This window comes from Janibacter massiliensis, from assembly GCF_900289115.1.
In the GTDB taxonomy this organism is placed as follows: domain Bacteria; phylum Actinomycetota; class Actinomycetes; order Actinomycetales; family Dermatophilaceae; genus Janibacter_A; species Janibacter_A massiliensis.
This window is the reverse complement of record NZ_LT985196.1, coordinates 2,207,767-2,232,414: the sequence shown is the minus strand read 5'-3', so window position 1 is coordinate 2,232,414 and position 24,648 is coordinate 2,207,767. Positions and strand designations below refer to the sequence as shown.

Genomic DNA, 24,648 nt, shown 5'->3' with positions numbered 1-24,648 from the left:
GCGCAGACCGGCGTGCTCAGCGCACGCGCTGGGCGGTGAACTCGCAGGCCGGGTCGGCGAACGCGTCCTGGGTCTGGACGAGCTGCAGCTCACGGCGGCCGGAGTCGAGCGTCGCCTGCAGCAGCGCGAACACGGAGGACACGGTGCGCTCCAGGGACACGCGCAGGTCGCCCGTCCGCAGCCAGTGCGTCGTGAAGAGGGCTGCGGTCACGTCGCCCGACCCGTTCGCCTTCAGGGGCAGGTGCGGGGTGCGGACGATCCACGCCTCGTCCTCGTGGCAGGCGAGCATCTCGATGGTGTCGCTCGGGCGGTCCGGCCGCAGGACGCTCGTGACGAGCACCGTGGACGGCCCCATCTCGCGGGCGCGGTCGACCGCGGCGAGCGTCGAGCCGAGGTCCGCCGGCTCGGTCTCGGTGAGGAAGCCGAGCTCGAACTGGTTGGGAGTGATGAGGTCGGCCTGCGGGACGACCTCGTCCCGCAGCAGGACGGGGATCGCGGGGTGGACGAAGCAGCCGGACTTCGCGTTGCCCATCACGGGGTCGCACGCGTAGATCGCCTCGGGGTTGGCGGCCTTCGTCCGGGCGACCGCGTCGAGGATCGCCGCGCCGATCTCCTCCCCGCCCTGGTAGCCGGACAGGACGGCGTCGACCTCTGCCAGCGCCCCGCGCTCCTCGACGCCGGTGACGACCTCCCGCACGTCGGACGGCGCCACGAGCGGCCCGCGCCACTGGCCGTAGCCGGTGTGGTTGCTGAAGAGCACCGTGCTCACCGGCCAGACCTCGACGCCCAGACGCTGCATGGGGAAGACGGCGGCCGAGTTCCCGACGTGGCCGTAGGCGACCGCGGACTGGATGGAGAGGATCGTCGTCACCGGGGCATCCTAGGTGTACCCGGCAGAGAGGTTGGTGACACTGGAGCCTGACCCGCTTTCCCGGACACCTGAGCTGGGGCGATGATCGTCTCGGAGAGGAGTCTGGAAGATGCCTGCAGCCAAGCCGTTGGAGTCCCGTCGTCGGGCGGTGGCGGCGACGGGGACGCCGCGCGCGCGGGTGGCCGCCGACGTGGGTCAGGCCCGCCCCGCGCGTGACGCGGTACGGCAGGAGCCGTCGAAGGCCAAGGCCGCGAAGCGGTCGCGCCAGCGCAGCCGCGGCGTCGAGCGCGGCCGGTGAGGGGGCACGTCGTCAGACATCGCCGTTCCGGCCGCTTGACTCACCGTGGTCCCCGGACGCCGATTCATAGGAGTCCAGCCGTCGTCGCGCTGTATATGCGATCAGCCGGCCGGGCGCGTGAGGCGGGCCGGCGGTGATGGCCGGCGTTGTCGGTACAGCACCAGGTTCGTGGCGATGCCAACGGAGACGATGCAGGCGATGAGTACCGAGCCGACCAACAGCCACGGGATGGAAAGAACGAGGTGGGCGTCAGGTACGAAGGCGGTTGGGATGGCCACGGCGACTACTGCTCCGAGGACGGACCATCCGACCGCGGTGATGAGGGGGTAGGAGATATAGGCCGTGGCGACGCAGCGGGTGTACGAGGCGGGGATGCCGACGGCGCGGAGGCCGGTGGCGATGGTGGCGAGGTCGGCGGAGATGCGGCGCGCGACGACCCAGGCCATCGCGCCGACGGCGACAGCGAAGAGCCACGATGCACCGGTCAGCCATAGCGGGAGCTGGAGCGGTGGGGGCGTGTACGGGGTAGTGACGTACTGAGCGTCGAACCCGCCGGCTGTCGGGGCGTTCTTCGCCCGTTGCATGTCTGCGGAAGTGGCTGCGGCGTAGACGAGGGCCGACGGGTTGGCTGGGTGGCTGGGAAGGTTCCGGTCGAGGGTGAGGCCGACCATGAGGTTGGTCCATCCAGGGTCCATCTCAACCGTCGCCGCCGCCGGGGGTTTCCAGGTCCGGCCATCGGGATCGACGCGGAAGGTGGCCGGGCCTTCGCTCTGGAGGAGGACTCCGCCGGTCTCGAGGACGGTGCGTTGGCGGTCGCCGAGGCGGTGGCCGAGGAGGCGTTCGACGTCGGTGACGGTTCTTACCGTCGTCAGCGAGCCGCCGCCGTCGCGGGTGCTCATGCCGACGTTGGTGGTGGCCACCGGGTCGGTGAGGCCGGACGCCTTCTCGAAGTCGGTGCGGATCTGGCGTGGCAGGGCCGCGCCGTTGGCGGTCAGGATGACGCGGTCGCGGGGGATGTCCGTGACCAGGTGCGCTGCGGAGTATGCCTGTTCGGAGGAGAGGGAGGTCGCAAGGCTCAGGACGATGATGGAGGCGGAACACAGCGCCAGGGCGACGGAGGAGACGAGCCCGCCCTGGGTGCGGATCTTGCGGGCGGCGAGGTCCGCCGAGGGACCGGCCATGGCCAGCACTCGAGCTCCTGCGGCCAAGACATCGGGAAGGAGCAACGCCCACGCGAGTGCGAGGGCGAGGACGAGAATCGACAAAGAGTTCGTGCTGGTGCCGGCGGGCGCGACGAGGAGGATCGCCGCGCACAGCAGCGCGACGACAAGGGCGCGCCGCGCGACTGTGAGGAGCCGTCCTCGGTACTGGTTCGTCCTGGGTGAGGTGGTCGGTGGCCGTGCGGTCCACACCCCGACCAGGGCTGCCGAGAGGACGGGGACGAGGACGAGGACGAGGATCTCTGCCAGCGGAACGGAGATGGGTGGCGGTTCGCGAGATGTGGCTTGCAACGCGAGGGGTCTGGCAGCCAGACCGAGGACGTAACCGACGAGCGCAGCGGCCAGACTCACCACGACCGCAGCCGCTGCGTTGGCCGTCACGGTGGCCGTCGTGACGGTCGAGCGGGGGACCCCGACCGCCCGGAGCGTCGGCGCGTTCGCCCGCACCCAGCGGCCGCTGAACAGTGCGAGCAGGGACCCGACCCCGATGAGGAGCAGCGTTGATGGTCCGCGGTAGAGCAGCGGCTTCTTCAGCAGCATGCTCGACTGGTGGCTGCTGGTCATCTCCTCCCGAGTGGTCACCATCATGTCGGTGTCGTCGGGTCCGTCCCCGGTGATCGCCGCAGCCGTCTGCTGCGGGTTCCCTCCCCCGCGCCAGTACGCCACGGTGGAGGTGCTCATCGAGGGGTACCGCTGGATGATCGCCGGGTCGTAGGAGGCCCACGTGCCCGGTGCGGCGTACAGGGTGCGGGCGTCGAGAGCGGAGGCGTTACGCACGACGCCGACGACGCGGAAGGTGACGAGCTTGTTGTCGAGGACGAACCGGTCGCCGGGGCCGACCCCGAGGCCCGTTGCTGCGGCGACCTCACCCGGCCGGGTCGGCCAGCGCCCCTCGACCAGGGTGTCTCGCTGCGGGAACGGGCGGTCCGCCCACGGCCCCTCCTGGTAGGCGACGGGGTCGCCCGCACTGTCGTCGAACAGCCCCTCCAGGCCGAGCCACCCGTAGGCGCGCCGCGTGCTCAGCGCCCGTGCCTCGGCGGCGGTCGGGCCGTGCCCGATGTCGACTGACCTCCATCCCCGGGCGGACGCCTCCGCCTTACCGAGGTCCCACGCGACGCGCTGATCGGCCGACTTGGTGAACGCCATGCTGAACGTGAACGTGAAGGCGAGCAGCGCGACGACCACGCCGACGAGGCCGACGCTCCGACGCAGCGCCGCACTCCGGGTGAACGCGCGCAGCACCGGACCGCTGCGGGACAGGGGCCCGATCACCACTGTCCCCACGCCGAGGGCTGCTCGACGAACCGGCCGTCCTCCATGTGCAGCACCCGGTCGGCCGCGCCGGCCACCCGCGGGTCGTGCGTGACGACGAGNGCCGCCAGGAACCGTCGGGCCCGGATCGGTTACGACTACGTGCACTCAGCCGTCGATGACCATTCCCGCCTGGCCTACAGCGAGATCCACCCCGACGAGAAGGGCACGACCTGCGCGGCGTTCCTGGCCCGCGCCGGTCAGTACTTCGCCGCGCACGGCATCACGCGGATCGAGCAGGTCATCACCGACCCCGACCAGCCGTCTGTCATGAACGTCTCTGCCGGGTACACCTAGGCTTCGGCCATGTCCGACATCGCCCAGCACTCCGACGCCGACTCCCTCGTGCGGGAGCTCGCGACCCGCTCCCGCGCCGCCTCGCACGTCCTCGCCCAGCTGCCGCGCGCCGCGAAGGACACCGCGCTGCGGGCCATCGCCGACGCGCTCGACGCGGCGGTCGAGCCGATCGTCGCGGCGAACGCGGAGGACCTCGAGCGGGGGCGCTCGGGCGGGATGGCGCAGGGGCTGCTCGACCGGCTCGCGCTCGACGAGGGACGTATCCGGGCGATCGCCCAGGCCGTCCGCGACGTCGCGGCGCTGCCCGACCCGGTCGGGGAGGTCGTCCGCGGCTCGACGCTCGCCAACGGCCTCCAGATCCGGGAGGTCCGGGTGCCGATGGGCGTCGTCGGGATGATCTACGAGGCGCGGCCGAACGTCACCGTCGATGCCGCGGCCCTCGCGCTGAAGTCCGGGAACGCCGTCATCCTCCGCGGGGGCTCGGCGGCCGAGTCCTCCAACCGGGCGCTCGTCGGCGCGATCCGGGGCGCGCTCGCCGCGGAGGGGCTGCCGGAGGACGCGGTCCAGCTGCTCGAGGGCGGTCGGGAGGCCGCGACGGCCCTGATGCGTGCCCGCGGCTACGTCGACCTGCTCATCCCGCGCGGGGGAGCGGGCCTGATCCAGCAGGTCGTCTCCGAGTCGACCGTGCCCGTCATCGAGACCGGCGCAGGGGTCTGCCACGTCTACCTCGACGAGGGCGCGGACGCGCAGAAGGCCCGGTCGATCGCCCTCAACTCCAAGACCCACCGGCCGAGCGTGTGCAACGCGGCCGAGACGCTGCTCGTCCACGAGGACGTCGCCGGCACGCTCCTGCCGGACATCCTCGCCGAGCTGGCCGACGCCGGGGTCGAGCTGCACGCCGACGAGCGCGCCGCGGGGGTCGCCGCCCGGGCGGGGGTGGCCACCGTCCCGCTCGAGGAGGGCGACGTCGACACCGAGTGGAACGCGCTCGTCATGTCGGTCGTCACCGTGCCCAGCCTCGACGGCGCCGTCGAGCACGTGCGCCGGCACGGCACCGCGCACACCGAGGTCATCGTCACCGAGGACCGGGCGGCGGCCCGGCGCTGGACGAACGAGGTCGACGCGGCAGCGGTCGTCGTCAACGCCTCGAGCCGGTTCACCGACGGCGGCGAGTTCGGGTTCGGCGCGGAGATCGGCATCTCGACCCAGAAGCTCCACGCCCGCGGCCCGATGGCCCTGCCGGAGCTGACGAGCACGAAGTGGATCGTCGAGGGCGACGGCCAGACCCGATGAGGGCGCCCCGGCGGCGAGCCGGGCACGGGCGGTCGAACGGCGCGAGGGCCTCACGGATGACTCCGTGAGGCCCTCGCCTCGGTGAGGGGATGCCTTGCGGCCCCGCGCGGCGGCGGTACCGACCGGGGTCGGTTCCCACTCGGACCGGCCGGCCACGCCGCCTCACCGCGGCGCCGCCCGCGGCCTCCACCCGAGCGGGCTCGGGCGAGCACCCCTTCGTGAAGGGGCAGGAGTCGTCGTTATCCCTCCGGTCCTCTCGTCGAGCGCGCGGGGCGGCCGGGATCTCCCGACCGCTGGTCCGGCCCGCGACGAGGCTTGAGGTCTTTCCTACGTCCCGGTAACGGCGTGTCGCAAGTCGCTTCACCGACCCGCTCGGCGGTTGCGACGAACGGTCGGCCGTCGTCCGTTCGTCCACAGGAAACGGCCCGGTCCGCCGGGGTTGTCCACACCCCTGTGGGTGGGGCCCGTGGACGACGTGGTCCGGGGTGACCACATCCCGGACACCCGGGCCCGGCCGGTAGGCTTGCGCCCCATGACGATGCTTTCCGTGGCCCAGGACGTCTCGATGGCCCTCACCCGCCTCGTGCTCGAGACCGACGAGGACGCACTCGTGCCGCAGCTGCACCACAAGGAGCTGCCGATGCCGGACTGGGGCTTCGGGCTCCTCGCCGTCGTCCTGTTCGCGCTGGGCCTCGCCGCCGTGTGGTCGTTCCGCCACACCGCGGCCAAGCTCGGTGGGACGGAGGACCACCCCGCGGACCCGTCGCTCGACGGTCCCGTGAACCCCGGGCACGGGGCCCGGCACTGAGCACGCCCGCCACCCGCATCGGGGTCATGGGTGGCACCTTCGACCCGATCCACCACGGGCACCTCGTCGCCGCCAGCGAGGCCGCGGCGCGGTTCGACCTCAACGAGGTCGTCTTCGTCCCCACGGGCCGGCCGTACCAGAAGGACGCGCAGCGCGTCTCGCCCGCCGAGCACCGGTACCTCATGACCGTCGTCGCGACCGCAAGCAACCCGCGGTTCACTGTCAGCCGCGTCGACATCGACCGCGGGGGTCCGACGTACACGATCGACACCCTGCGTGATCTGCACACGAAGCGGCCCGAGGCGGAGCTGTTCTTCATCACCGGCGCCGACGCTCTCGCGAAGATCCTGTCGTGGAAGGACGCGGACGAGATGTTCGAGCTCGCGCACTTCATCGGCGTGACGCGCCCTGGTCACGTCCTGTCGGACAAGGGGCTGCCCGACGACCGGGTGACTCTCCAGGAGGTGCCCGCGATGGCGATCAGCTCGACCGACTGCCGCGCGCGTGTCGCCGCCGACGAGCCCGTCTGGTACCTCGTGCCCGACGGGGTCGTGCAGTACATCGCCAAGCACGGGCTGTACCGGGCGACCGGTGCCAGCCCGGGGAAGCAGGACTGACGTGCCCGCGACCGACCGCGCCATCGAGCTGGCCACGACCGCTGCCGAGGCGGCCTCCGACAAGATCGCGACGACGATCACGGGGATCGACGTCTCCGGCCACCTGCCGCTGACCGACGTCTTCCTCATCGTCTCCGCGAGCACCGAGCGGCAGGTCGGCGCCGTCGTCGACGAGATCGAGGACCGGCTGCGCGAGGAGCACGGCGTCAAGACGATCCGGCGCGAGGGCCAGCGCGAGGGTCGCTGGGTGCTCCTCGACTTCGGCGACGTCGTCGTCCACGTCCAGCACGACGAGGAGCGCGAGTACTACGAGCTCGCCCGGCTGTGGCGCGACTGCCCGGAGATCGACCTGGGCGTCAAGGGCAGCGACCAGACGTGAGCGGGAGCTCGTCGGCGACGGCACAGGTCACCGGGCTCGAGCGGCCCCGGCGGTTGCTCGTCCTGCGGCACGGCCAGACGACCCACAACGCCGGGGGGATCTGGCAGGGGCAGATCGACACCGACCTGTCCGACCTCGGGCGGGAGCAGGCCGCGGCGGCGGCGCGGGCGCTCGGCGGGCGGGGGATCGACGTCGTCGTCGCCTCCGACCTGCGGCGGGCCGCCGACACCGCGCGGACCATCGCCGACGTGCTCGGGCTGGAGGTCCGGCTGGACCGGCGGTTCCGCGAGATCCACGTGGGGGAGTGGGCCGGGCGCACGGTCGCCGAGGTTGCTCGGGCCTACCCGCAGGACATGGAGAGGATGCGCACCGGCGAGGACTTCCGGCGCGGGGTGACGGGCGAGTCGCTGGCCGACGTGGCGGACCGGGTGCTTCCGGCGGCGCAGGAGGTCCTCGCGGCGCTGCCGGCCGGGGGGACGGCCCTGGTCGTCGCCCACGGGGTGTCGGGGCGGACCGTGGCGGCCGAGCTCGCCGGCATCGACGCGCGCACGGCCTGGCTGGCGCTGGGGTCGCTGGAGAACTGCCACTGGGCGGAGGTCGGGGAACGGCCCGGCGGCTGGCGGATCGAGGCGTGGAACGTCGCGTCCTGACCGATTTGGCGAGCACCCTCGCCCGTGGGTAGAGTTACGCAGTCCCCGCGAGGGGGCCCACCCACTCGGGGCTGTAGCGCAGTTGGTAGCGCACCTCCATGGCATGGAGGGGGTCAGGGGTTCGAATCCCCTCAGCTCCACCGCCCGCACCGTGATGGTCCTCGAAGCCCCTCCCGTTCCCGGAGGGGCTTCGTCGTTGCGAGGGTGAGTGCGATGATCACGACGATGGGCGCGAGCTATCCGGACCGGGCGGCGCTGCTGCGGCGGCTGCGGGCCGTGCGCGACCGGATCGACCGCGACTACGCCCAGCCGCTCGACGTCGAGGAGCTCGCAGCCGGGGCGCACCTGTCGGCCCGACACCTCACGCGCGAGTTCACGAAGGCCTACGACGAGACGCCGTACGGGTACCTCATGACGCGCCGGGTCGAGCGGGCGATGGCCCTGCTCCGGGAGACGGACCGCAGCGTGACCGACATCTGCCTGCTCGTCGGTGCGTCCTCGCTCGGCTCCTTCACGACCCGGTTCGGTGAGCTCGTCGGGATGACGCCGACGCAGTACCGGGAACGGGCGCGCCGGAACCTCGCCGGGCTCACCCCGTGCCTCGCGCGGACCGTGACGAAGCCTGTCCGGAATCGAGAAGTGCCGCCGCCGCTGGCTCCGTAACGTCGTCGGCATGGACATCACGATCTTCCAGAGCTTCCTGCCGACCACCGACCCCGAGGCGTCCCTCGCCTTCTACCGCGACGTCCTCGGCTTCGAGGTCCGGCTCGACGTCGGCGAGGGGACGATGCGGTGGATCACCGTCGGCCCCACGGGTCAGGACACCGCGATCGTCCTCCACCCGCCGGGCGTCACGCCGGGCGTCACCGACGACGAGCGTCGCGTCCTCACCGAGCTCGTGACGAAGGGCAGCTATTTCGGCATCAACCTCGTGACCCCCGACCTCGAGGGGGCGTTCGCCCGCATCGTCGAGTCCGGCGCCGAGGTCGTCCAGGAGCCGACCGACCAGCAGTGGGGCAACCGCGACGCGGCCTTCCGTGACCCGTCCGGCAACCTCGTCCGCCTCGTCCAGCGGGACGCCTGATGCCCGGGTTCACCAAGGCCGAGCGGGAGGCGATGGCCGCCCGCGCCGAGGAGCTCAAGGCCGAGGCCTCGAGCGGGAGGAAGGGCAGCCGGAAGGCCAAGGACGAGGTCGCCTGCCTCGACGCGATCGCCGGGATGGACCCCGAGGACAAGGCCGTCGCCGAGCGTGTCCACGCGATCGTCACCCGCACGGCGCCGGACCTCGCGCCGAAGACCTGGTACGGGATGCCCGCGTACGCGGACGCCGACGGCAAGGTCGTCCTCTTCCTCCAGGTCCGCGGCAAGTTCGGCACCCGGTACTGCACCCTCGGCTTCAACGACGTCGCGCGGCTCGACGACGGCTCGATGTGGCCGAGCGCCTACGCTGTGACGAGCATCGACACCGACGTCGAGCAGCGCATCGAGGCCCTCGTCACCCGCGCCTGCGGTCTGGCGGACGACTGATCCCGCGACGGGCGAGGGGTCCCGCCAGATCGGCGGGACCCCCGGCACTCGGTTCAGCGGCGGTCGAGCTGCTCCAGCTCCTCGACGAGGGCCACGCGCTCGGCGGTGCTCAGGTCGCTGCGCTCGATCGTGCGACGCACCTTGTCCCAGCGCTGCGCGTCGACGTCACGCAGGATCTGCATCGTCTCCTGCGGCGAGAGGCCGGACCGGGCGACCCGGCCTCTGAACCCGGCGACCGTGGTGACCACGCGGAACGTCGACGACGCACCCGCCGTGCCGCCCGGGCCGTCGACCCCGGCCGCGACGGTGTGCGTGCCGTAGGAGAGGGTTGCCGTGTCGATCGCGGCGCCGTTCTCGACGCTCTTCCCGTCGAGGGTGATCGTCGTGCTCGTCGCGTCGGTCGTCGTCACGGCGATCGCGAGCAGGTCACCGCGCTCGACCGTGGCACCATCCTTCGGAGCGACGACCGTCACGGTCGGCGCCGCCGGGGTCGGCTGTGCCTCGATCGCCGACTTCCAGCCGATGAACGCGCCGGGACGGTTCGTGATGACGCCGTCGACGTCCTGCGCGACCAGGGTCGCCCAGTCCTTCGGCGAGTCGATCGTCCACGGCATGACGGCGATTCCGGCGGCGTGGAGGTCGGCGACGATGCTGGGTCGCGTCTGCAGGGCGCCGAAGGAGGGGTTGTACGCGACGACGTCGAGGTCCTTGCTGGTCGCCACCGGGTCGGCGTCGAGGCTGCCGCGCAGCAGGCCCCGCTTGATCTCCGGCGCGTGGGCGCGTGCGGAGCGGAGGACGTTGACGTCGAACGACTGGATGACCACGCGGTCGGTCAACCGCCGGTCACGGATCAGGCGGCAGATCCGGGCGACCTCGGCGTCGGTCTCCGGCCCCTTGATCTCGAGCAGGAGCTTGCCCCGACCGACCGCGAACGTGTCGAGGAACTCGGCGAGGGTCGGGACCTCCTGGTCGGCGAACGCCGGCGAGAACCACGAGCCGTTCCTCAGCGCGGCGATGAAGGAGCCGTCGAGGGTCGCGACGTCACCGGTGCCGTTCGTCGTCCTGCTCACCGTCTGGTCGTGCATGATCATCGGCACGCCGTCGGCAGAGGTGTGCACGTCGGTCTCGATGTACTCCGCTCCCGACTTCTGGCTCGCCGCCATCGCCGCGAGGGAGTTCTCCGGGTTGACCTGGCTGTACCCGCGGTGGCCGATCGTCACCGGAAGCTCGCCGTCACCCCGCACGAGCGGCTTCGGGGCGATCTCGGTGACCGTGATGTCGTCGAAGGAGACCGTCGCACCGTCGGCGACGAGCCCGAGGACGCCCTTACTCGTCCGCTCGATGTCGCCCTCGAGCACCTTCGTGCCGTCGTAGGACCACGTGACGTGGTCGCGCTGGACCTCGATCGAGACACGGACGTCGCGCCCGGTGCCGGCGTCGGTGGGGGCCGAGGCGGTGAACGGGACGTTCCACGCGTTCTTGCTCGTCCGGGTGGCGATCTCGATGCCGTTGCTCGCGGTGCTCTGCGACCGCATCACGGCCTGCCACCACGGGACCTGCCCGTCCTTGGGCGTGTCGACCATGATGCCGGTCCAGCGGCCGCTGTTCGCGACCTTCTCGAAGCGCACCGTCGCATCGACGCGGTAGTTCTCCAGGTGCGGGCCGAACGTCAGCCGGGAGATCGACCCGCCCTCGACGACGAGGCGTCCGTCGCGGACGGTCCAGGACCCGCTGACCGGGGTGAACCCGGCGGGCATCGTGCCGGAGTCGAAGGACTCACGCAGGACGACGTCGCCGGGGGCGCTGGTGGCGGGTGCCGGGCTGGAGAAGGCGGGGACGAGGGCCGCGACGACGGCGACGGCGACGGTCACGCCGAGCGGGCGGAGGGTCTGAGGGCGCTTCACGGGGGGTCCGTTCGGTCAGGGGGAGGGGCGGCTCGACGCTAGGGCCGCTGGCGCCGACGTGGGCGAACTCCGGGTGACGGGAGTGCACGCGCTCGGCGAACGGGCGATGACGACGGCGGGTGAGGCAGGCTGGGGGGATGCCTTGGCATCTGTCTACCGCCGCGCTCGAGGCGCTCGGCTGGGTCGGGTCGGCGATCCTCGTCGTCTCGCTCCTGCAGACCCAGCTGCTCCGGCTGCGGGTCATCAACCTGGTCGGGTGCCTCGTGCTCATCGCCTACAACGGGCTGGCGCACGTGTGGCCGATGGTGGGCCTCAACGTCGTCCTCGCCGTCATCAACGTGGTCCAGCTGTCCCGGTCGGTGCGGGAACGCCACGACGCGCAGCGGTACGAGGTCCTGCGGGTGGCCCCCGACGACGCCTACCTGCGGCACGTCCTCACCACGCGGGCCGCGGACATCGCCCGGTTCAACCCCGGCTTCGACCCTGGGGCCGCGTTCGGGGCGGGCGACGAGGCGTACCTCGTCCTCCTCGGCGACGAGACCGTCGGGGTCGTCCTCGTCGAGGACCGCGGCGACGGGCAGGCCCGCATCCGGCTCGACTACGTCACCCCGCGGTTCCGCGACCGCACGCCGGGGGAGTTCGTCCTGGGCCCCGACGGACCGTTCCGCGGCCGCGGCTGGACCCGGGTGACGACGCCGCCGGGGATGCGCGGGGCGTACTACGACCGCCTCGGTTTCCGCCGCGAGGGCGACCACCACGTCCTCGACCTTGCCCCCGAAGGAGACACCCTCGACAGGTGAGACGGTCCGCCGGACCCGTTCCGCGAGGCTCGTCCCGGCCCTACGGTGGGCGCATGTGCGACACGCTCGTCACCGTCACCGCCGACGGGATGATCTTCGGGAAGAACTCCGACCGCGACCCGAACGAGTCGCAGCACCTGGAGCGGGTGCCGGCCCGCACCCACGAGCCGGGCTCGACCGTGCGCTGCACCCACAGCACGATCCCGCAGGTGGAGCGCACGAACGCCCTGCTTGTCTCCCGACCCTGGTGGATGTGGGGAGCGGAGATGGGGACGAACGAGCACGGGGTGACGATCGGCAACGAGGCGGTCTTCACCCGGCGGACGGACCGGGGCGAGCCGACGGGGACGGAGCTGCTCGGGATGGACCTCCTCCGCCTGGCGCTTGAGAGGGCCGACACCGCCGCGGCCGCCGTCGAGGTGATCGTCACCCTCCTCGAACGGCACGGTCAGGGCGGGTCGTGCAGCCACGAGCACCCGCGCTTCACGTACGACAACTCCTTCATCGTCGCCGACCCGACGACCGCGTTCGTCGTCGAGACCGCTGGCCGCCGGTCGGCCGTCGAGGAGGTCACCGGGCCGGGTCGGTCGATCAGCAACGGGCTGACGATCACCGGCTTCGCGCAGGCGCACGCCGACCCGGTCAAGGGGCGCGTCGCCGGGTGCGACGCGCGCCGTGCCCGCACCGAGGCGAGCGCCGCCACGGCGGACGGGGTCGCCGACGTCATCACCGCGCTGCGGGAGCACGACGGTCCGGCTCCGCGGTGGTCGACGGTCAACGGCGCGCTGTCCGCCCCGTGCGCCCACGCCGGGGGCCTGCTCACCTCCACCCAGACGACCGGATCGTGGATCGCCGACCTCCGCGGCCGTCCGACCCACTGGGTCACCGGCACGAGCGCGCCGTGCGTGTCCCTCTTCGTCCCCGAGCCCGCCCCCACCGCCGACCAGGCGCCGAGCGGGCCCCCGCGCGGTGCGGCCACGAGCGGGAACCGGTACGACCACGCCGACCGGTGGTGGCACCACGAGGAGCTGCACCGCCTGGCGATCCGGGACCACGGCGCCGCGCTCGCGCGGTTCGGCGACGAGCTCGACCGGGTCCAGCGCGCCTGGCTCGCCGCCCCCCCGAACCCCGTCGACGCGTGGGAGGTCGCGGACGGCGCCTACGCCCGGTGGGCGGACGACCTGCGCGCCGCCGACCTCCCCGACCGGCGCCCGGCGTGGCTGCGTGCCCTGTGGCGCCGGTGGGACCGCCGGGCGGGGATGCCCGTTCCGGCGGAGCAGAGCGGGGCTGCCGCATGACCGCGCAGCCGTCGGTCGTCGTCATCGGCGCGGGCCTGGCGGGGTTGGCGTGCGCGACCCGGCTGCTCGCGTCCGGTGCCGAGGTCACCGTCCTCGAGGCCCGAAACCGGGTCGGGGGCCGCGTCGAGGGCGGCCACCTGGCCGACGGCACCCCGATCGAGCTCGGCGGCCAGTGGCTCGGCCCCGGCCAGAACCGGATGTACGAGCTCGTCGCCGACCTCGGCCTGGAGACCTTCCGGACGTGGAACGACAAGGGCCGCATGGTCATCGACCTCCGGGGCCGCCGGACGACGATGCGCTCGCACAAGGGCGCCGTCCCTCGGCTGAGCCCGTTCGCGCTCGCCGACCTCGGGCAGGGCCTGGCCCGGTTCACCGCCCTCAGCTCGCGCGTCGACCTGCGCCGGCCGTGGGAGAGCCCCGACGCGCACGACCTCGACGGGCAGACCTTCGAGACGTGGATCCGGCGCACCCTCCGGACCCCGTCGGGCCGGGCGTACTTCCGCATCGCGTGCGAGGCGGTCTTCTCGGCCGACTCGACGGACCTGTCGCTGCTCCACGCCCTCTTCTACAGCCACTCCGGGACCGACCTCGAGACGCTCCTCGCGACCGACGCCGGCGCCCAGCAGGACCGGGTCGTCGGTGGGAGCATCCGCATCGCCGAGGCCATGGCCGCCGCCCTCGGCGACCGGGTCCGGCTCGGCGAGCCGGTCCGGCGGATCGAGCACGACACGGCCGGGGTGCGCGTGGAGACCCGCACCGGCACGGTCGTCACGGCCGACCGGGTCGTCGTCACCCTCCCGCCGACGCTCGCCGGCCGCCTCGAGTACGCGCCGGCCCTGCCGAGCTGGCGCGACCAGCTGACCCAGCGCGTCCCCGCCGGATCGGTCATCAAGTGCTACGCCGCCTACGACCACCCGTTCTGGCGCGACGCGGGGCTCAACGGCCAGGCCGCGAGCGACCGCGGGCCGGTGAAGGTCACCTTCGACAACTCACCGCCGTCGGGGACGCCGGGCATCCTCATGGGCTTCATCGAGGCCGACGACGGTCGGGAGTGGGCCCGACGTCCGGAGCAGGAGCGCCGGGAGGCGGTCCTCGCGTGCTTCGCGCGTTACGTCGGACCGCAGGCGCTCACGCCGGTCCAGTACGTCGAGCGGGACTGGATGGCGCAGGAGTTCTCCCGCGGGTGCTACGGCGCGCACTTCGCCCCGGGGGTGTGGACCGCCTACGGGCACGCCCTGCGGACCCCGGTGGGGCGGATCCACTGGGCGGGCGCGGAGTGCTCCCCGGTGTGGAACGGGTACATGGAGGGTGCCGTCCGGTCCGGCGAGACGACGGCCGCCGAGGTCCTCGCCGCCGGCTGATCGTCACCGCGGCCTGTTCGGCGAACCCCGACGGGTGTGACGAACGCCGCCCCGTTCGAACCCGTCGTGCTTCGCCGAACCCGTCGCAGTTCGGGGCGCCCCGCTTCGTCGAACCCGTCGCGGTTCGGGGGGACCCCGCGCGGCACGCCCGGATCATGGACCCCACGCCAACCCCATGTTTCGGTACGCATAACATTCCCTTATGCATCTGACCCCCGTGCATCTGGCAGGAGCCACCCGATGAGCGCCGACACCCACGCCCGGCCCGGCACCCGCCCGCCGCGGGCGACCAAGCCGAACGGGCAGTGGAAGGTCGACGGCCGCGAGCCGCTCAACGGCAACGAGCGATTCAAGGCGGAGGAGAACAGCCTCGACGTGCGCCAGCGGATCGAGGAGGTCTACGCCAAGGAAGGCTTCGACTCGATCTCCGACGACGACCTCCACGGCCGGTTCCGGTGGTGGGGGCTGTACACCCAGCGTCGCCCCGGCATCGATGGCGGCCGCACCGCCCAGCTCGAGACGAGCGAGCTCGAGGACAGCTACTTCATGATGCGCGTGCGCACCGACGGCGGCGCGATGACGACCGAGCAGCTGCGGGTCGTCGCGGGCATCTCGACCGAGCTCGCGCGCGACACCGCCGACATCTCCGACCGGCAGAACATCCAGTACCACTGGATCCGGGTCGAGGACGTCCCGGAGATCTGGCGCCGGCTCGAGTCGGTCGGCCTGGGCACGACCGAGGCCTGCGGCGACTGCCCGCGCGTCATCCTCGGCAGCCCGCTCGCGGGGGTCGCCGCGAACGAGATCATCGACCCCACCCCGGTCATCGAGGAGATCCAGCGCCGGTTCATCGGGGACCCCGAGCTGGCCAACCTGCCGCGCAAGTTCAAGTCCGCCATCACGGGCCACCCGAGCCTCGACGTGGTCCACGAGATCAACGACATCTCCCTCGTCGGCGTCGTCCACCCCGAGCTCGGCCCCGGCTACGACCTGTGGGTCGGCGGCGGGCTGTCGACGAGCGCCCGGCTCGCGGAGCGGCTCGGCGCCTTCGTCACCGAGGACCAGGCGGCCGACGTCTGGCACGCCGTGGTCCAGATCTTCCGCGACTACGGCTTCCGCCGGCTGCGGAACAAGGCCCGCCTGAAGTTCCTCCTGGCCCAGTGGGGACCGGAGCGCTTCCGGGAGGTCCTCGAGACCGAGTACCTCGGGTACGCCCTGGCCGACGGACCGGCGCCGGAGCAGCCGAGCGCCCCCGGCGACCACGTCGGGGTGCACCTCCAGAAGGACGGCCGCCGGTACGTCGGTGTCGCGCCGCGGGTCGGTCGGGTCAGCGGGTCGATCCTCACCCGGGTCGCCGAGCTCGCCGAGGCGGCCGGGTCGCGACGCGTCCGCCTCACCCCGCACCAGAAGCTCGTCGTCCTCGACGTCGAGCCCGATGCGGTCGACACGCTCGTCGCCGGGCTCGAGGAGCTCGGTCTCACCGCGACGCCGAGCGTCTTCCGGCGGTCGACGATGGCCTGCACGGGCATCGAGTTCTGCAAGCTCGCGATCGTCGAGACGAAGGCGACCGCCGCGGCCGCGATCGACGAGCTCGAGCGCCGCCTTGCCGACCTCGACCTCGACCAGCAGGTCACCCTGCACGTCAACGGCTGCCCGAACAGCTGCGCGCGCATCCAGACCGCGGACATCGGCCTCAAGGGGCAGATCGTCACCACCGACCAGGGGGAGCAGGTCCCGGGCTTCCAGGTCCACCTCGGTGGGACGCTCACCGACTCGCGCAACCCCGACGAGCCGGTGCTCGGCCGGACCCTGCGCGCGCACAAGATCGCGGCCGCCGAGCTGCCCGACTACGTCGAGCGGGTCGTCCGGGCGTGGGACGCCGGGCGGGAGCCCGGTGAGTCCTTCGCCGCTTGGGCCCACCGCGCCGACGAGGAGGCCCTCCGATGACGACGACCCGCACCCGGACCCGCACGCAGGAGGAGCTCGAGACGATCGCGCACGACGGCGCCGAGCGCTTCGCCGACGCCGACGCCGCGACCGTGCTCGCCTGGGCCGCCGAGACCTTCGGCGACGGGCTCGTCGTCGCGTGCTCGATGGCCGACGCCGTCCTGCCGCACCTGGCGTCCGAGGCGCTGCCCGGCGTCGACGTCCTCTTCCTCGAGACGGGGTACCACTTCGCGCAGACGCAGGAGACGAAGGCGGCCGTCGCGGACGCGCTCGACATCACCCTCGTCGAGGCTCTGCCGGAGCTCACCGTCGCCGAGCAGGATGCGAAGTACGGACCGCGGCTGCACGACCGCGACCCCGCGGCCTGCTGCCGGATGCGCAAGGTCGAGCCCCTGCGCCGCGCCCTCTTGGGCTACGACGCCTGGGTGACCGGCGTCCGTCGCGAGGAGGGCCCGACCCGCGCGGACGCGCCCGTCGTGTCGTGGGACGCGGCCCATGGCCTGGTGAAGATCAACCCGCTCGTCACGTGGACGCTCCAGGACCTGATCGACCACACCGAGGCCAACCTCCTGCCCGTCAACCCCCTGCTCGGTCAGGGCTACCCGTCGATCGGGTGCGCCCCCTGCACCCGCCCGGTCGCGCCGGGCGAGGACCCCCGCGCCGGTCGCTGGGCCGGCTTCGCGAAGACCGAGTGCGGCATCCACACGTGAAGACCCCGACGATGACCACCCCGACCCTTGCCCCCACACCGAGCATCCCCGGCGCACCGGCCGACGGCACGCCCGACCTCCTCGACGTCCTCGAGGCCGAGGGCATCCACATCATCCGCGAGGCCACCGCCGAGCTCGAGCGGCCCGTCCTGCTCTTCTCCGGCGGCAAGGACTCCGTCGTCATGCTCCACCTCGCGAGCAAGGCGTTCTGGCCCGCGCCCGTGCCGTTCCCGGTCCTCCACGTCGACACCGGGCACAACTTTCCCGAGGTCCTCGCCTTCCGCGACGCGACGGTCGAACGGCTCGGGCTCCGGCTCGAGGTCGCGTCCGTGCAGGACTACATCGACGACGGCCGGCTGACCGAGCGACCCGACGGCACCCGCAACCCCCTGCAGACGATCCCGCTGCTCGACGCCATCGCCGCGCACCGCTTCGACGGGGTCTTCGGCGGCGGCCGGCGCGACGAGGAGAAGGCCCGCGCGAAGGAGCGCGTCGTCAGCCTCCGGGACGAGTTCGGCCAGTGGGACCCGCGCAACCAGCGCCCCGAGCTGTGGCACCTGTACAACCCGCGCCACCGGCCCGGCGAGCACGTGCGCGTCTTCCCGCTGAGCAACTGGACCGAGCTCGACGTGTGGCGCTACATCGCCCGCGAGGAGATCGAGCTGCCCTCGCTCTACTACGCCCACGAGCGGGAGGTCTACGAGCGCGACGGGATGCTCCTTGCGGTCGGCCCGCACACGAGCGAGGCCGAGGCCGCGCAGGCCGCGCCGCGCAGCGTCCGCTACCGCACCGTCGGTGACATCTCGTGCACCGGCGCCGTCGAGTCGGACGCCGCGGACGTCGATGCGGTCGTCGTCGAGGTCGCGGCGAGCACCCTCACCGAGCGGGGCGCGACCCGCGCCGACGACCGCCTCTCCGAGGCCGCCATGGAGGACCGCAAGAAGGAGGGCTACTTCTGATGAGCACGCTGCTGCGCCTGGCGACGGCCGGTTCCGTCGACGACGGCAAGTCGACACTCGTCGGCCGTCTCCTGCACGACACGAAGAACGTCCTCGCCGACCAGATGCTCTCGATCGAGCGCGTCAGCCGCGAGCGGGGGATGGGTGCGCCCGACCTCGCGCTCCTCACCGACGGCCTGCGCGCCGAGCGGGAGCAGGGCATCACCATCGACGTCGCCCACCGGTACTTCGCGACGGCCAACCGCTCGTTCGTCCTTGCCGACTGCCCCGGTCACGTCGAGTACACGCGGAACATGGTCACCGGGTCCTCGACGGCCGACGCCGTCGTCCTCCTCGTCGACGCCCGCCACGGGGTCATCGAGCAGACCCGGCGGCACCTCGCCGTCGTCGCGCTGCTGCGCACGCCGCACGTCATCGTCGCCGTGAACAAGGTCGACCTCGTCGGGTACTCGCAGGAGCGGTTCGCCGAGGTCGACGCCCAGGTCCGGGCCGCGGCCGCCGAGCTCGGGGTCCGCAAGGTGACGACGGTGCCGGTCTCGGCGCTCGTCGGGGACAACGTCGCGGAGCGCTCCGCGGCGATGCCGTGGTACGAGGGCCCGAGCCTGCTCGAGCTCATCGAGACGATCCCCGTCCTCGACGACACGATCGAGGCACCCTTCCGCCTCCCGGTCCAGCTCGTCGTCCGGCCCCAGGGCGCGGCGATCGGTGCGGACGCCGACCCGAGCCTGCTCGACTACCGCGGCTACGCAGGCCGGATCACCTCCGGCAGCGTCGCGGTGGGCGACGAGGTCGTCGTCCTGCCCTCGGGCCGTCGGTCCAGCGTCGCCGGGATCGATCTCGGCAGCCGCACGCTCGAGCGCGCGAGCGCACCGTCCTCGGTGACGATCCGGCTCACCGACGACGTCGACGTCTCGCGGGGCGACACGCTCGTCACCGCGGAAGACGTGCCGACGCTCACCCGGTCCCTCGACGCGCGGCTGTGCTGGCTGTCCCCGACGCCGCTGCGCGAGCGGGCCAGGGTGCTCGTCAAGCACGGCACGGCGACCGTGACCGCGATCGCCGAGCGGATCGAGAACCGGCTCGACGTCGACACCCTCACCGACGGCCCGGCGGACACGCTCGAGCTCAACGACATCGGCACCGTCGCGCTGCGCCTGGCGTCGCCGATCCCCGCCGAGGAGTACGCCCGCACCCGCGCCGGCGGCGCGCTCGTCGTCGTCGACCCCGCCTCCGGCGCGACGCTGGCCGCGGGCATGGTCGAGTCGATCCGCGCGGAGGGCTGACCCGGTGCTCCTCGACCTCGACCTCACCGACCGTCGGGTCGTCGCCGTCGGCGGCGGGCCCGTGACGGCACGCCGCGTGGCGGCGTTCCTCGAGGACGGTGCACGCGTCACCGTCATCGCCCCGCAGGTGTGCCCGCAGGTGGCGGCCCACGTCGCCGTCGGCGCGGTCGAGCACGCCGCCCGGGCCTGGGACGGTCCGGCCGACCTCGAGGGGGCCTGCCTGGTCCACACCGCCACCGGCGTCCCGGCCGTGGACACCGCCGTCCGCAGGGCCGCCGCGGCCCTGGGCATCTGGGCCATCGACGCGACGGACGCCGCGGCCTCACCGGTCCACGTCCCCGCCCGGGGCGTCGTCCCCGTCTCCGGCGGTCGGCTCAGCGTCGCCGTCCACGCCGGTGGCCATCCGCGACGCGCCGTCGCCGCCCGCGACCTCGCCGTCGCCGCCCTGACCCGCGCCGCCGCCGACGGGCGCCTCGCCCCGGCCGGCTCCCGCTCGCTCGACCGACACTCGGTCACCGCTCGGAGGAGCGCATGAGAAAGCTCGTCATCATCGCCGTCGTCGGCCTGGCCGCCCAGCTCGTCGACGGCGGGCTCGGCATGGGGTACGGCGTCACCTCCACCTCCCTCCTGCTGTCCGCGGCCGCCCTGACGCCCGCCGTCGCGTCGGCGACCGTGCACCTCTCCGAGCTCGGCACCACCGCCGCGTCGGGAATCGCGCACTGGCGGCTGGGCAACGTCGACCGCAACCTCGTCCTGCGACTGGGCCTGCCCGGCGCGATCGGCGCGTTCGCCGGCGCGACCGTCCTGTCGCGGCTGTCGACCGAGGCCGGCGAGCCCGTGATGGCGCTCATCCTCGCTGCGCTCGGTGTCTACGTCATGCTCCGCTTCGCCCTGCGCCCGCCGAAGGTCTCCCAGGCACGCACCTCGCCGCACACCGGCCGGGCCCTCGTCCCGCTCGGCCTCGTCGGAGGCTTCGTCGACGCCACCGGTGGCGGCGGCTGGGGGCCGGTGTCGACGACGAGCCTGCTGTCGGCGGGCAAGACCGCCCCGCGGACGGTCATCGGGTCCGTCGACACCTCGGAGTTCCTCGTCACCCTCGCCGCGAGCCTGGGCTTCCTCGTCGGCCTCGGGGGGTCCGGCATCGACCTGGCGCTCGCCGGCGCGCTGCTCGCCGGCGGTCTCGTCGCCGCGCCGTTCGCCGCGTGGCTCGTCAGCCGGCTGCCGACCGTCGTCCTCGGGACCGCCGTCGGCGGCATCATCGTCCTGACCAACCTGCGCACCCTGCTGTCCGCGCTCGGGGTGGACGGAGACGCGCGGGTGCTCGCCTACATGGTCGTCACCGGCGCGTGGGGCGCGGCCGTCGGTGTCGCCGCGACCCGCCACCGGTTCACCCGACGGTCCGCCGGGGCGGGCGAGATCGAGGGCGCACCCGCGTGAGCGCCCTCGTCGTCCTGGCGCACGGGACGGCTAGCGACGCGGGGACGGCCACGGTCGAGCGCCTCGTCGCCGATGCCGGCCGTCGGCTGCCGGGGGTCGAGGTCCGGCTGGGCTACGTCGACGTGCGCGCGCCGGACCCCGCCCGAGCCCTGGCGGGCACGGTCGATCCCGTCGTCGTCCCCCTGTTCCTCCTCGCCGGCTACCACGTGCGGACCGACGTCCCGGACGCCGTCGCCGCCCACGGCTCCGGCACGGTGACCGAGCACCTCGGGGCCGCGCCGGAGGTGATCACCGCCCTGGCGGGACGCCTCGCCGGCGCCGGAGCGCCGCAGGCCCCCGTGGTGCTCGCGACCGCCGGGTCCTCCGACCCGCGCGCCCGTGCCGAGGTCGAGGTCGTCGCGCGGGCGCTCGCGGACCGGACCAGCCGCGAGGTCGCGGTCGGCGTGCTCTCGGGCGACGGACCCGCCGTGGCCGACGTCGCCGGAGGGCTCGCGCGGCCCGAGTCCCCGGTGCTCCTGGCGCACCTGCTCGCCCCGGGGCACTTCCATCGTCGGCTCGAGGCGGTCGGCGCCGGGCTGGACCTGCCCGTCACCGCGCCGGTCCTGCCCTCGGACGCCGTCGCCGACCTCGTCGTCCGCCGCTACCGCGAGGCGCTCGGGGACTGACCGAGCGGGCCCGTCGCCCGAGGCCGCTGCGATAATCTGGCCCGCCGCCACCGCGTGCACCGACGAGAGACGAAGGACCCCATGACGCAGACGCAGCACCGGTACACCGCGGAGCTCGCCGGGCGGATCGAGACCGCCTGGCAGGACCGGTGGGAGGAGCTGGGCACCTTCCGCGCCCCCAACCCCGCGGGGCCGTGGGCGCAGCCGGAGCAGGTGGCCGAACGCGACGGGCACATGCTCGTCATGGACATGTTCCCCTACCCCTCGGGCGCGGGCCTGCACGTCGGCCACCCCCTCGGGTACATCGCGACGGACGTCGTCGCGCGCTACCACCGGATGCTCGGCAAGAACGTGCTGCACTGCCTCGGGTACGACGCCTTCGGCCTGCCGGCCGAGCAGTACGCGGTCCAGACCGGGCAGCACCCCCGGACGACGACCGAGGACAACATCGCGGTCATGGCGCGGCAGCTGCGCCGACTGGGCCTGGGGCACGACGACCGTCGGGCGATCCGCACGATCGACCCGGACTACTACCGCTGGACGCAGTGGATCTTCCTGCAGATCTTCAACGCCTGGTACGACGAGGAGGCCGTGCGCCCCGACGGCGGCACGGGGCGGGCCCGCCCGATCGCCGAGCTCGTCGCCCAGCTCGAGGCAGGCGAGCGGGAGACGTCGGACGGACGCCCGTGGGCCGAGCTGTCGCAGGCCGAGCGCAGCGAGGAGCTCGCCGGGTACCGGCTCGCGTACACCCACGAGGCCCCGGTCAACTGGGCGCCGGGCCTGGGCACCGTCCTGTCGAACGAGGAGGTGACGAACGACGGCCGCTCCGAGCGCGGGAACTTCCCCGTCTTCAAGAAGAACCTGCGCCAGTGGATGATGCGGATCACCGCGTACGCCGACCGTCTCGCCGACGACCTCGACCGCGTCGACTGGCCCGAGAAGGTCAAGACGATGCAGCGCAACTGGATCGGGCGCAGCACCGGCGCGCAGGTGTCCTTCCCCGTGACGACCGCCGACGGCTCGATCGACGTCATCGAGGTCTTCACGACGCGTCCGGACACCCTCTTCGGCGCGACCTTCATGGTCCTCGCGCCCGAGCACGACCTCGTCGACACGCTCGTCCCGGACGCCTGGCCGGAGGGGACCCGCGACGCGTGGACCGGCGGCGCGGCCACCCCGCGGGAGGCCGTCGACGCCTACCGCCGGGCCGCCTCTCGCAAGAGCGACGTCGAGCGGCAGCGCGAGGACAAGGAGAAGACCGGGGTCTTCACCGGCGCGTTCGCGACGAACCCGCTGTCCGGCGAGCCGGTCCCCGTCTTCGTCGCCGACTACGTCCTCGCCGGCTACGGCACGGGCGCGATCATGGCCGTCCCCGCGCACGACGATCGCGACTTCGACTACGCCCGCGCCTTCGACCTGCCGATCCGGCGGGTCGTCGCGCCCGTCGGCGAGGCGGTCGACCCCGACGCGGAGATGACCGAGGCCTTCACCGGTGCCGGGATCGCCGTCGCCTCGAGCAACGGCGAGGTGAGCCTCGACGGGCTCGGGCTGCAGGAGGCGAAGGCGACGATGATCGCCCACCTCGAGGAGTCGGGGATCGGCGAGGGCAGCGTCACCCATCGGATCCGCGACTGGCTCTTCTCCCGCCAGCGGTACTGGGGCGAGCCGTTCCCCGTCGTCTTCGACGAGGACGGCGTCGCGCACGCCGTGCCGGAGTCGATGCTTCCCGTCGAGCTGCCCGACGTGCCCGACTACAGTCCGCGCACGTTCGAGCCCGAGGACGACTCGTCCTCGCCGGAGCCGCCGCTCGGCCGCGTGCCGGAGTGGGTCGAGGTCGAGCTCGACCTCGGCGACGGCCGGGGCACCCGCCGCTATCGCCGCGAGACGAACACGATGCCGAACTGGGCCGGTTCGTGCTGGTACTACCTGCGCTACCTCGACCCGGCGAACGCCGACGCGCTCGTCGACCCCGAGAACGAGGCGTACTGGATCGGCCCGCGCCCGGAGCCGGTGCCCGGGGCGCCCGCCGGCACGCGCGACCCCGGCGGCGTCGACCTCTACATCGGCGGCGTCGAGCACGCGGTGCTGCACCTGCTGTACGCCCGGTTCTGGCACAAGGTGCTCCACGACCTCGGCCACGTGAGCAGCGAGGAGCCGTTCCGGACGTACTTCAGCCAGGGTTACATCCAGGCGCCGGCGTTCACCGACGACCGCGGTCAGTACGTGCCGGCCGCCGATGTCGAGGAGGTGCCGTCGGCCGACGGGGCCGAGTCGACGTGGACGTGGCAGGGGCAGCCGGTCAACCGCGAGTTCGGCAAGATCGGCAAGTCGCTGAAGAACATGGTCAGCCCCGACGAGATGTACGAGGCGTACGGGGCCGACACCTTCCGGGTCTACGAGATGTCCCTCGGCCCGCTCGAGCAGAGCAAGCCGTGGGACACCCGCGCGGTCGTCGGCAGCCAGCGCTTCCTCCAGCGGCTGTGGCGCAACGTCGTCGACGAGGAGAGCGGGGAGTGCCGCGTCGTCGACGCCCCGCTCGAGGCCGCGACGGCGACCCTTCTGCACCGGACGATCGCGGCCGTCCGGTCGGACTACGCCACGCTCGGGTTCAACACGGCGATCGCCCGTCTCATCGAGCTGAACAACCACCTGACCAAGCTCGACGCGGTGCCGCGCGAGGTGGCGGAGGCGATCGTCCTCATGCTCTCGCCGATCGCGCCGCACGTCGCGGAGGAGCTGTGGCGGCGGCTCGGTCACGAGCACTCACTCGCCTTCGCGCCGTTCCCGGAGGTCGACGAGAGCCTGCTGGTCGAGGACACGGTCACCTGCGTCGTCCAGATCAGGGGAAAGGTCCGCGACCGCGTCGAGGTGCCCGCCGACATCTCCGAGGACGCTCTGCGCGAGCTCGTGCTGGCCCGCGAGAAGGTCGCGGCGGCGACGGCTGGCGGCATCCGCACCGTCGTCGTCCGTGCGCCGAAGCTCGTCAACGTCGTCCCCGCCTGAGCCATGACGA

23 protein-coding genes, 1 tRNA gene and 1 pseudogene are annotated in these 24,648 nt (G+C 73.0%); 22 read left to right on the top strand and 3 right to left on the bottom strand.

All coding sequences use genetic code 11. From position 1 onward, the window contains the following. Positions 1–16: 16 nt before the first annotated feature. Positions 17–871: a pyridoxal kinase PdxY gene (gene pdxY, locus DAA34_RS10905; RefSeq protein ID WP_106819270.1), complete on the bottom strand. Its 855-nt coding sequence runs from the start codon at positions 869–871 to the stop codon at positions 17–19. A 109-nt stretch (positions 872–980) separates the two neighbouring features. On the opposite strand from pdxY, the gene DAA34_RS12190 reads away from it, so the two are divergent. Then, complete coding sequence (locus DAA34_RS12190; protein WP_158707721.1) at positions 981–1,169, top strand: hypothetical protein; 189 nt, start codon at positions 981–983, stop codon at positions 1,167–1,169. Positions 1,170–1,270: 101 nt separating this feature from the next. Here DAA34_RS12190 and DAA34_RS10900 read toward each other — a convergent pair whose 3' ends face one another. Beyond that, positions 1,271–3,661: a hypothetical protein gene (locus DAA34_RS10900; protein WP_106819268.1), complete on the bottom strand. Its 2,391-nt coding sequence runs from the start codon at positions 3,659–3,661 to the stop codon at positions 1,271–1,273. A 108-nt stretch (positions 3,662–3,769) separates the two neighbouring features. On the opposite strand from DAA34_RS10900, the pseudogene DAA34_RS10890 reads away from it, so the two are divergent. The 10 genes and pseudogenes from DAA34_RS10890 to DAA34_RS10845 all read left to right on the top strand — a co-directional run. Beyond that, positions 3,770–3,952, top strand: a pseudogene (locus DAA34_RS10890) (IS481 family transposase); the annotation flags it as partial. Between the two features lie 54 nt (positions 3,953–4,006). Beyond that, on the top strand, positions 4,007–5,290 hold the full coding sequence (locus tag DAA34_RS10885; protein ID WP_106819266.1) for a glutamate-5-semialdehyde dehydrogenase: 1,284 nt from the start codon (positions 4,007–4,009) through the stop codon (positions 5,288–5,290). A gap of 532 nt (positions 5,291–5,822) precedes the next feature. Then, positions 5,823–6,098 (top strand): hypothetical protein, encoded by a 276-nt coding sequence (locus tag DAA34_RS10880; protein WP_158707720.1) that lies wholly within the window; start codon positions 5,823–5,825, stop codon positions 6,096–6,098. Next, positions 6,095–6,715: a nicotinate-nucleotide adenylyltransferase gene (gene nadD / locus DAA34_RS10875; protein ID WP_267894625.1), complete on the top strand. Its 621-nt coding sequence runs from the start codon at positions 6,095–6,097 to the stop codon at positions 6,713–6,715. Before DAA34_RS10880 ends, nadD begins: the two co-directional genes overlap by 4 nt. Position 6,716: 1 nt before the next feature. Continuing rightward, the gene (gene rsfS, locus DAA34_RS10870) at positions 6,717–7,094 is read left to right on the top strand and encodes a ribosome silencing factor (protein ID WP_106819260.1); all 378 of its coding nucleotides are present in this window, start codon (positions 6,717–6,719) and stop codon (positions 7,092–7,094) included. Beyond that, positions 7,091–7,744, top strand: a complete 654-nt coding sequence (locus DAA34_RS10865) for a histidine phosphatase family protein (protein ID WP_106819258.1) — start codon at positions 7,091–7,093, stop codon at positions 7,742–7,744. Before rsfS ends, DAA34_RS10865 begins: the two co-directional genes overlap by 4 nt. 67 nt (positions 7,745–7,811) lie before the next feature. Further along, positions 7,812–7,884: transfer RNA gene (locus tag DAA34_RS10860), tRNA-Ala, on the top strand. Positions 7,885–7,957: 73 nt separating this feature from the next. Then, positions 7,958–8,407: a helix-turn-helix transcriptional regulator gene (locus DAA34_RS10855; RefSeq protein ID WP_106819256.1), complete on the top strand. Its 450-nt coding sequence runs from the start codon at positions 7,958–7,960 to the stop codon at positions 8,405–8,407. Between the two features lie 10 nt (positions 8,408–8,417). Beyond that, complete coding sequence (locus tag DAA34_RS10850) at positions 8,418–8,828, top strand: VOC family protein (protein WP_106819254.1); 411 nt, start codon at positions 8,418–8,420, stop codon at positions 8,826–8,828. Next, positions 8,828–9,271, top strand: a complete 444-nt coding sequence (locus DAA34_RS10845; protein ID WP_106819252.1) for an iron chaperone — start codon at positions 8,828–8,830, stop codon at positions 9,269–9,271. The genes DAA34_RS10850 and DAA34_RS10845 overlap by 1 nt, the downstream gene beginning before the upstream one ends. Before the next feature lie 53 nt (positions 9,272–9,324). Here the strand turns inward: DAA34_RS10845 and DAA34_RS10840 are convergent, their stop codons facing one another. Continuing rightward, a complete protein-coding gene (locus DAA34_RS10840; RefSeq protein ID WP_106819250.1) occupies positions 9,325–11,175 on the bottom strand; it encodes a glycerophosphodiester phosphodiesterase family protein in 1,851 nt (616 codons plus the stop codon). A gap of 137 nt (positions 11,176–11,312) precedes the next feature. Between DAA34_RS10840 and DAA34_RS10835 the strand changes: the two genes are divergently transcribed. The 11 genes from DAA34_RS10835 to leuS all read left to right on the top strand — a co-directional run bounded on the left by DAA34_RS10835 (position 11,313) and on the right by leuS (position 24,638). After that, positions 11,313–11,975: a hypothetical protein gene (locus DAA34_RS10835; RefSeq protein WP_106819248.1), complete on the top strand. Its 663-nt coding sequence runs from the start codon at positions 11,313–11,315 to the stop codon at positions 11,973–11,975. Between the two features lie 53 nt (positions 11,976–12,028). Then, positions 12,029–13,273 (top strand): peptidase C69 family protein, encoded by a 1,245-nt coding sequence (locus tag DAA34_RS10830; RefSeq protein WP_106819246.1) that lies wholly within the window; start codon positions 12,029–12,031, stop codon positions 13,271–13,273. Beyond that, entirely contained in the window at positions 13,270–14,634 is a 1,365-nt protein-coding gene (locus tag DAA34_RS10825; RefSeq protein ID WP_106819244.1) for a flavin monoamine oxidase family protein, read from the top strand. The genes DAA34_RS10830 and DAA34_RS10825 overlap by 4 nt, the downstream gene beginning before the upstream one ends. 240 nt (positions 14,635–14,874) lie before the next feature. After that, a complete protein-coding gene (locus DAA34_RS10820) occupies positions 14,875–16,581 on the top strand; it encodes a nitrite/sulfite reductase (RefSeq protein ID WP_106819242.1) in 1,707 nt (568 codons plus the stop codon). Then, positions 16,578–17,291, top strand: coding sequence for a phosphoadenylyl-sulfate reductase (locus DAA34_RS10815; RefSeq protein WP_106819240.1), 714 nt, complete (start codon positions 16,578–16,580; stop codon positions 17,289–17,291). Before DAA34_RS10820 ends, DAA34_RS10815 begins: the two co-directional genes overlap by 4 nt. An 11-nt stretch (positions 17,292–17,302) precedes the next feature. Further along, positions 17,303–18,250 (top strand): sulfate adenylyltransferase subunit CysD, encoded by a 948-nt coding sequence (gene cysD, locus DAA34_RS10810; protein ID WP_106820114.1) that lies wholly within the window; start codon positions 17,303–17,305, stop codon positions 18,248–18,250. Beyond that, entirely contained in the window at positions 18,250–19,533 is a 1,284-nt protein-coding gene (locus DAA34_RS10805) for a sulfate adenylyltransferase subunit 1 (protein ID WP_106819238.1), read from the top strand. Before cysD ends, DAA34_RS10805 begins: the two co-directional genes overlap by 1 nt. Before the next feature lie 4 nt (positions 19,534–19,537). Further along, the gene (locus tag DAA34_RS10800) at positions 19,538–20,068 is read left to right on the top strand and encodes a precorrin-2 dehydrogenase/sirohydrochlorin ferrochelatase family protein (RefSeq protein ID WP_106819236.1); all 531 of its coding nucleotides are present in this window, start codon (positions 19,538–19,540) and stop codon (positions 20,066–20,068) included. Then, entirely contained in the window at positions 20,065–20,970 is a 906-nt protein-coding gene (locus tag DAA34_RS10795; RefSeq protein ID WP_106819234.1) for a sulfite exporter TauE/SafE family protein, read from the top strand. The genes DAA34_RS10800 and DAA34_RS10795 overlap by 4 nt, the downstream gene beginning before the upstream one ends. Then, positions 20,967–21,635: a sirohydrochlorin chelatase gene (locus DAA34_RS10790; RefSeq protein WP_106819232.1), complete on the top strand. Its 669-nt coding sequence runs from the start codon at positions 20,967–20,969 to the stop codon at positions 21,633–21,635. Before DAA34_RS10795 ends, DAA34_RS10790 begins: the two co-directional genes overlap by 4 nt. 81 nt (positions 21,636–21,716) lie before the next feature. Beyond that, positions 21,717–24,638: a leucine--tRNA ligase gene (gene leuS / locus DAA34_RS10785; RefSeq protein ID WP_106819230.1), complete on the top strand. Its 2,922-nt coding sequence runs from the start codon at positions 21,717–21,719 to the stop codon at positions 24,636–24,638. The last annotated feature ends 10 nt before the right edge of the window (positions 24,639–24,648 follow it).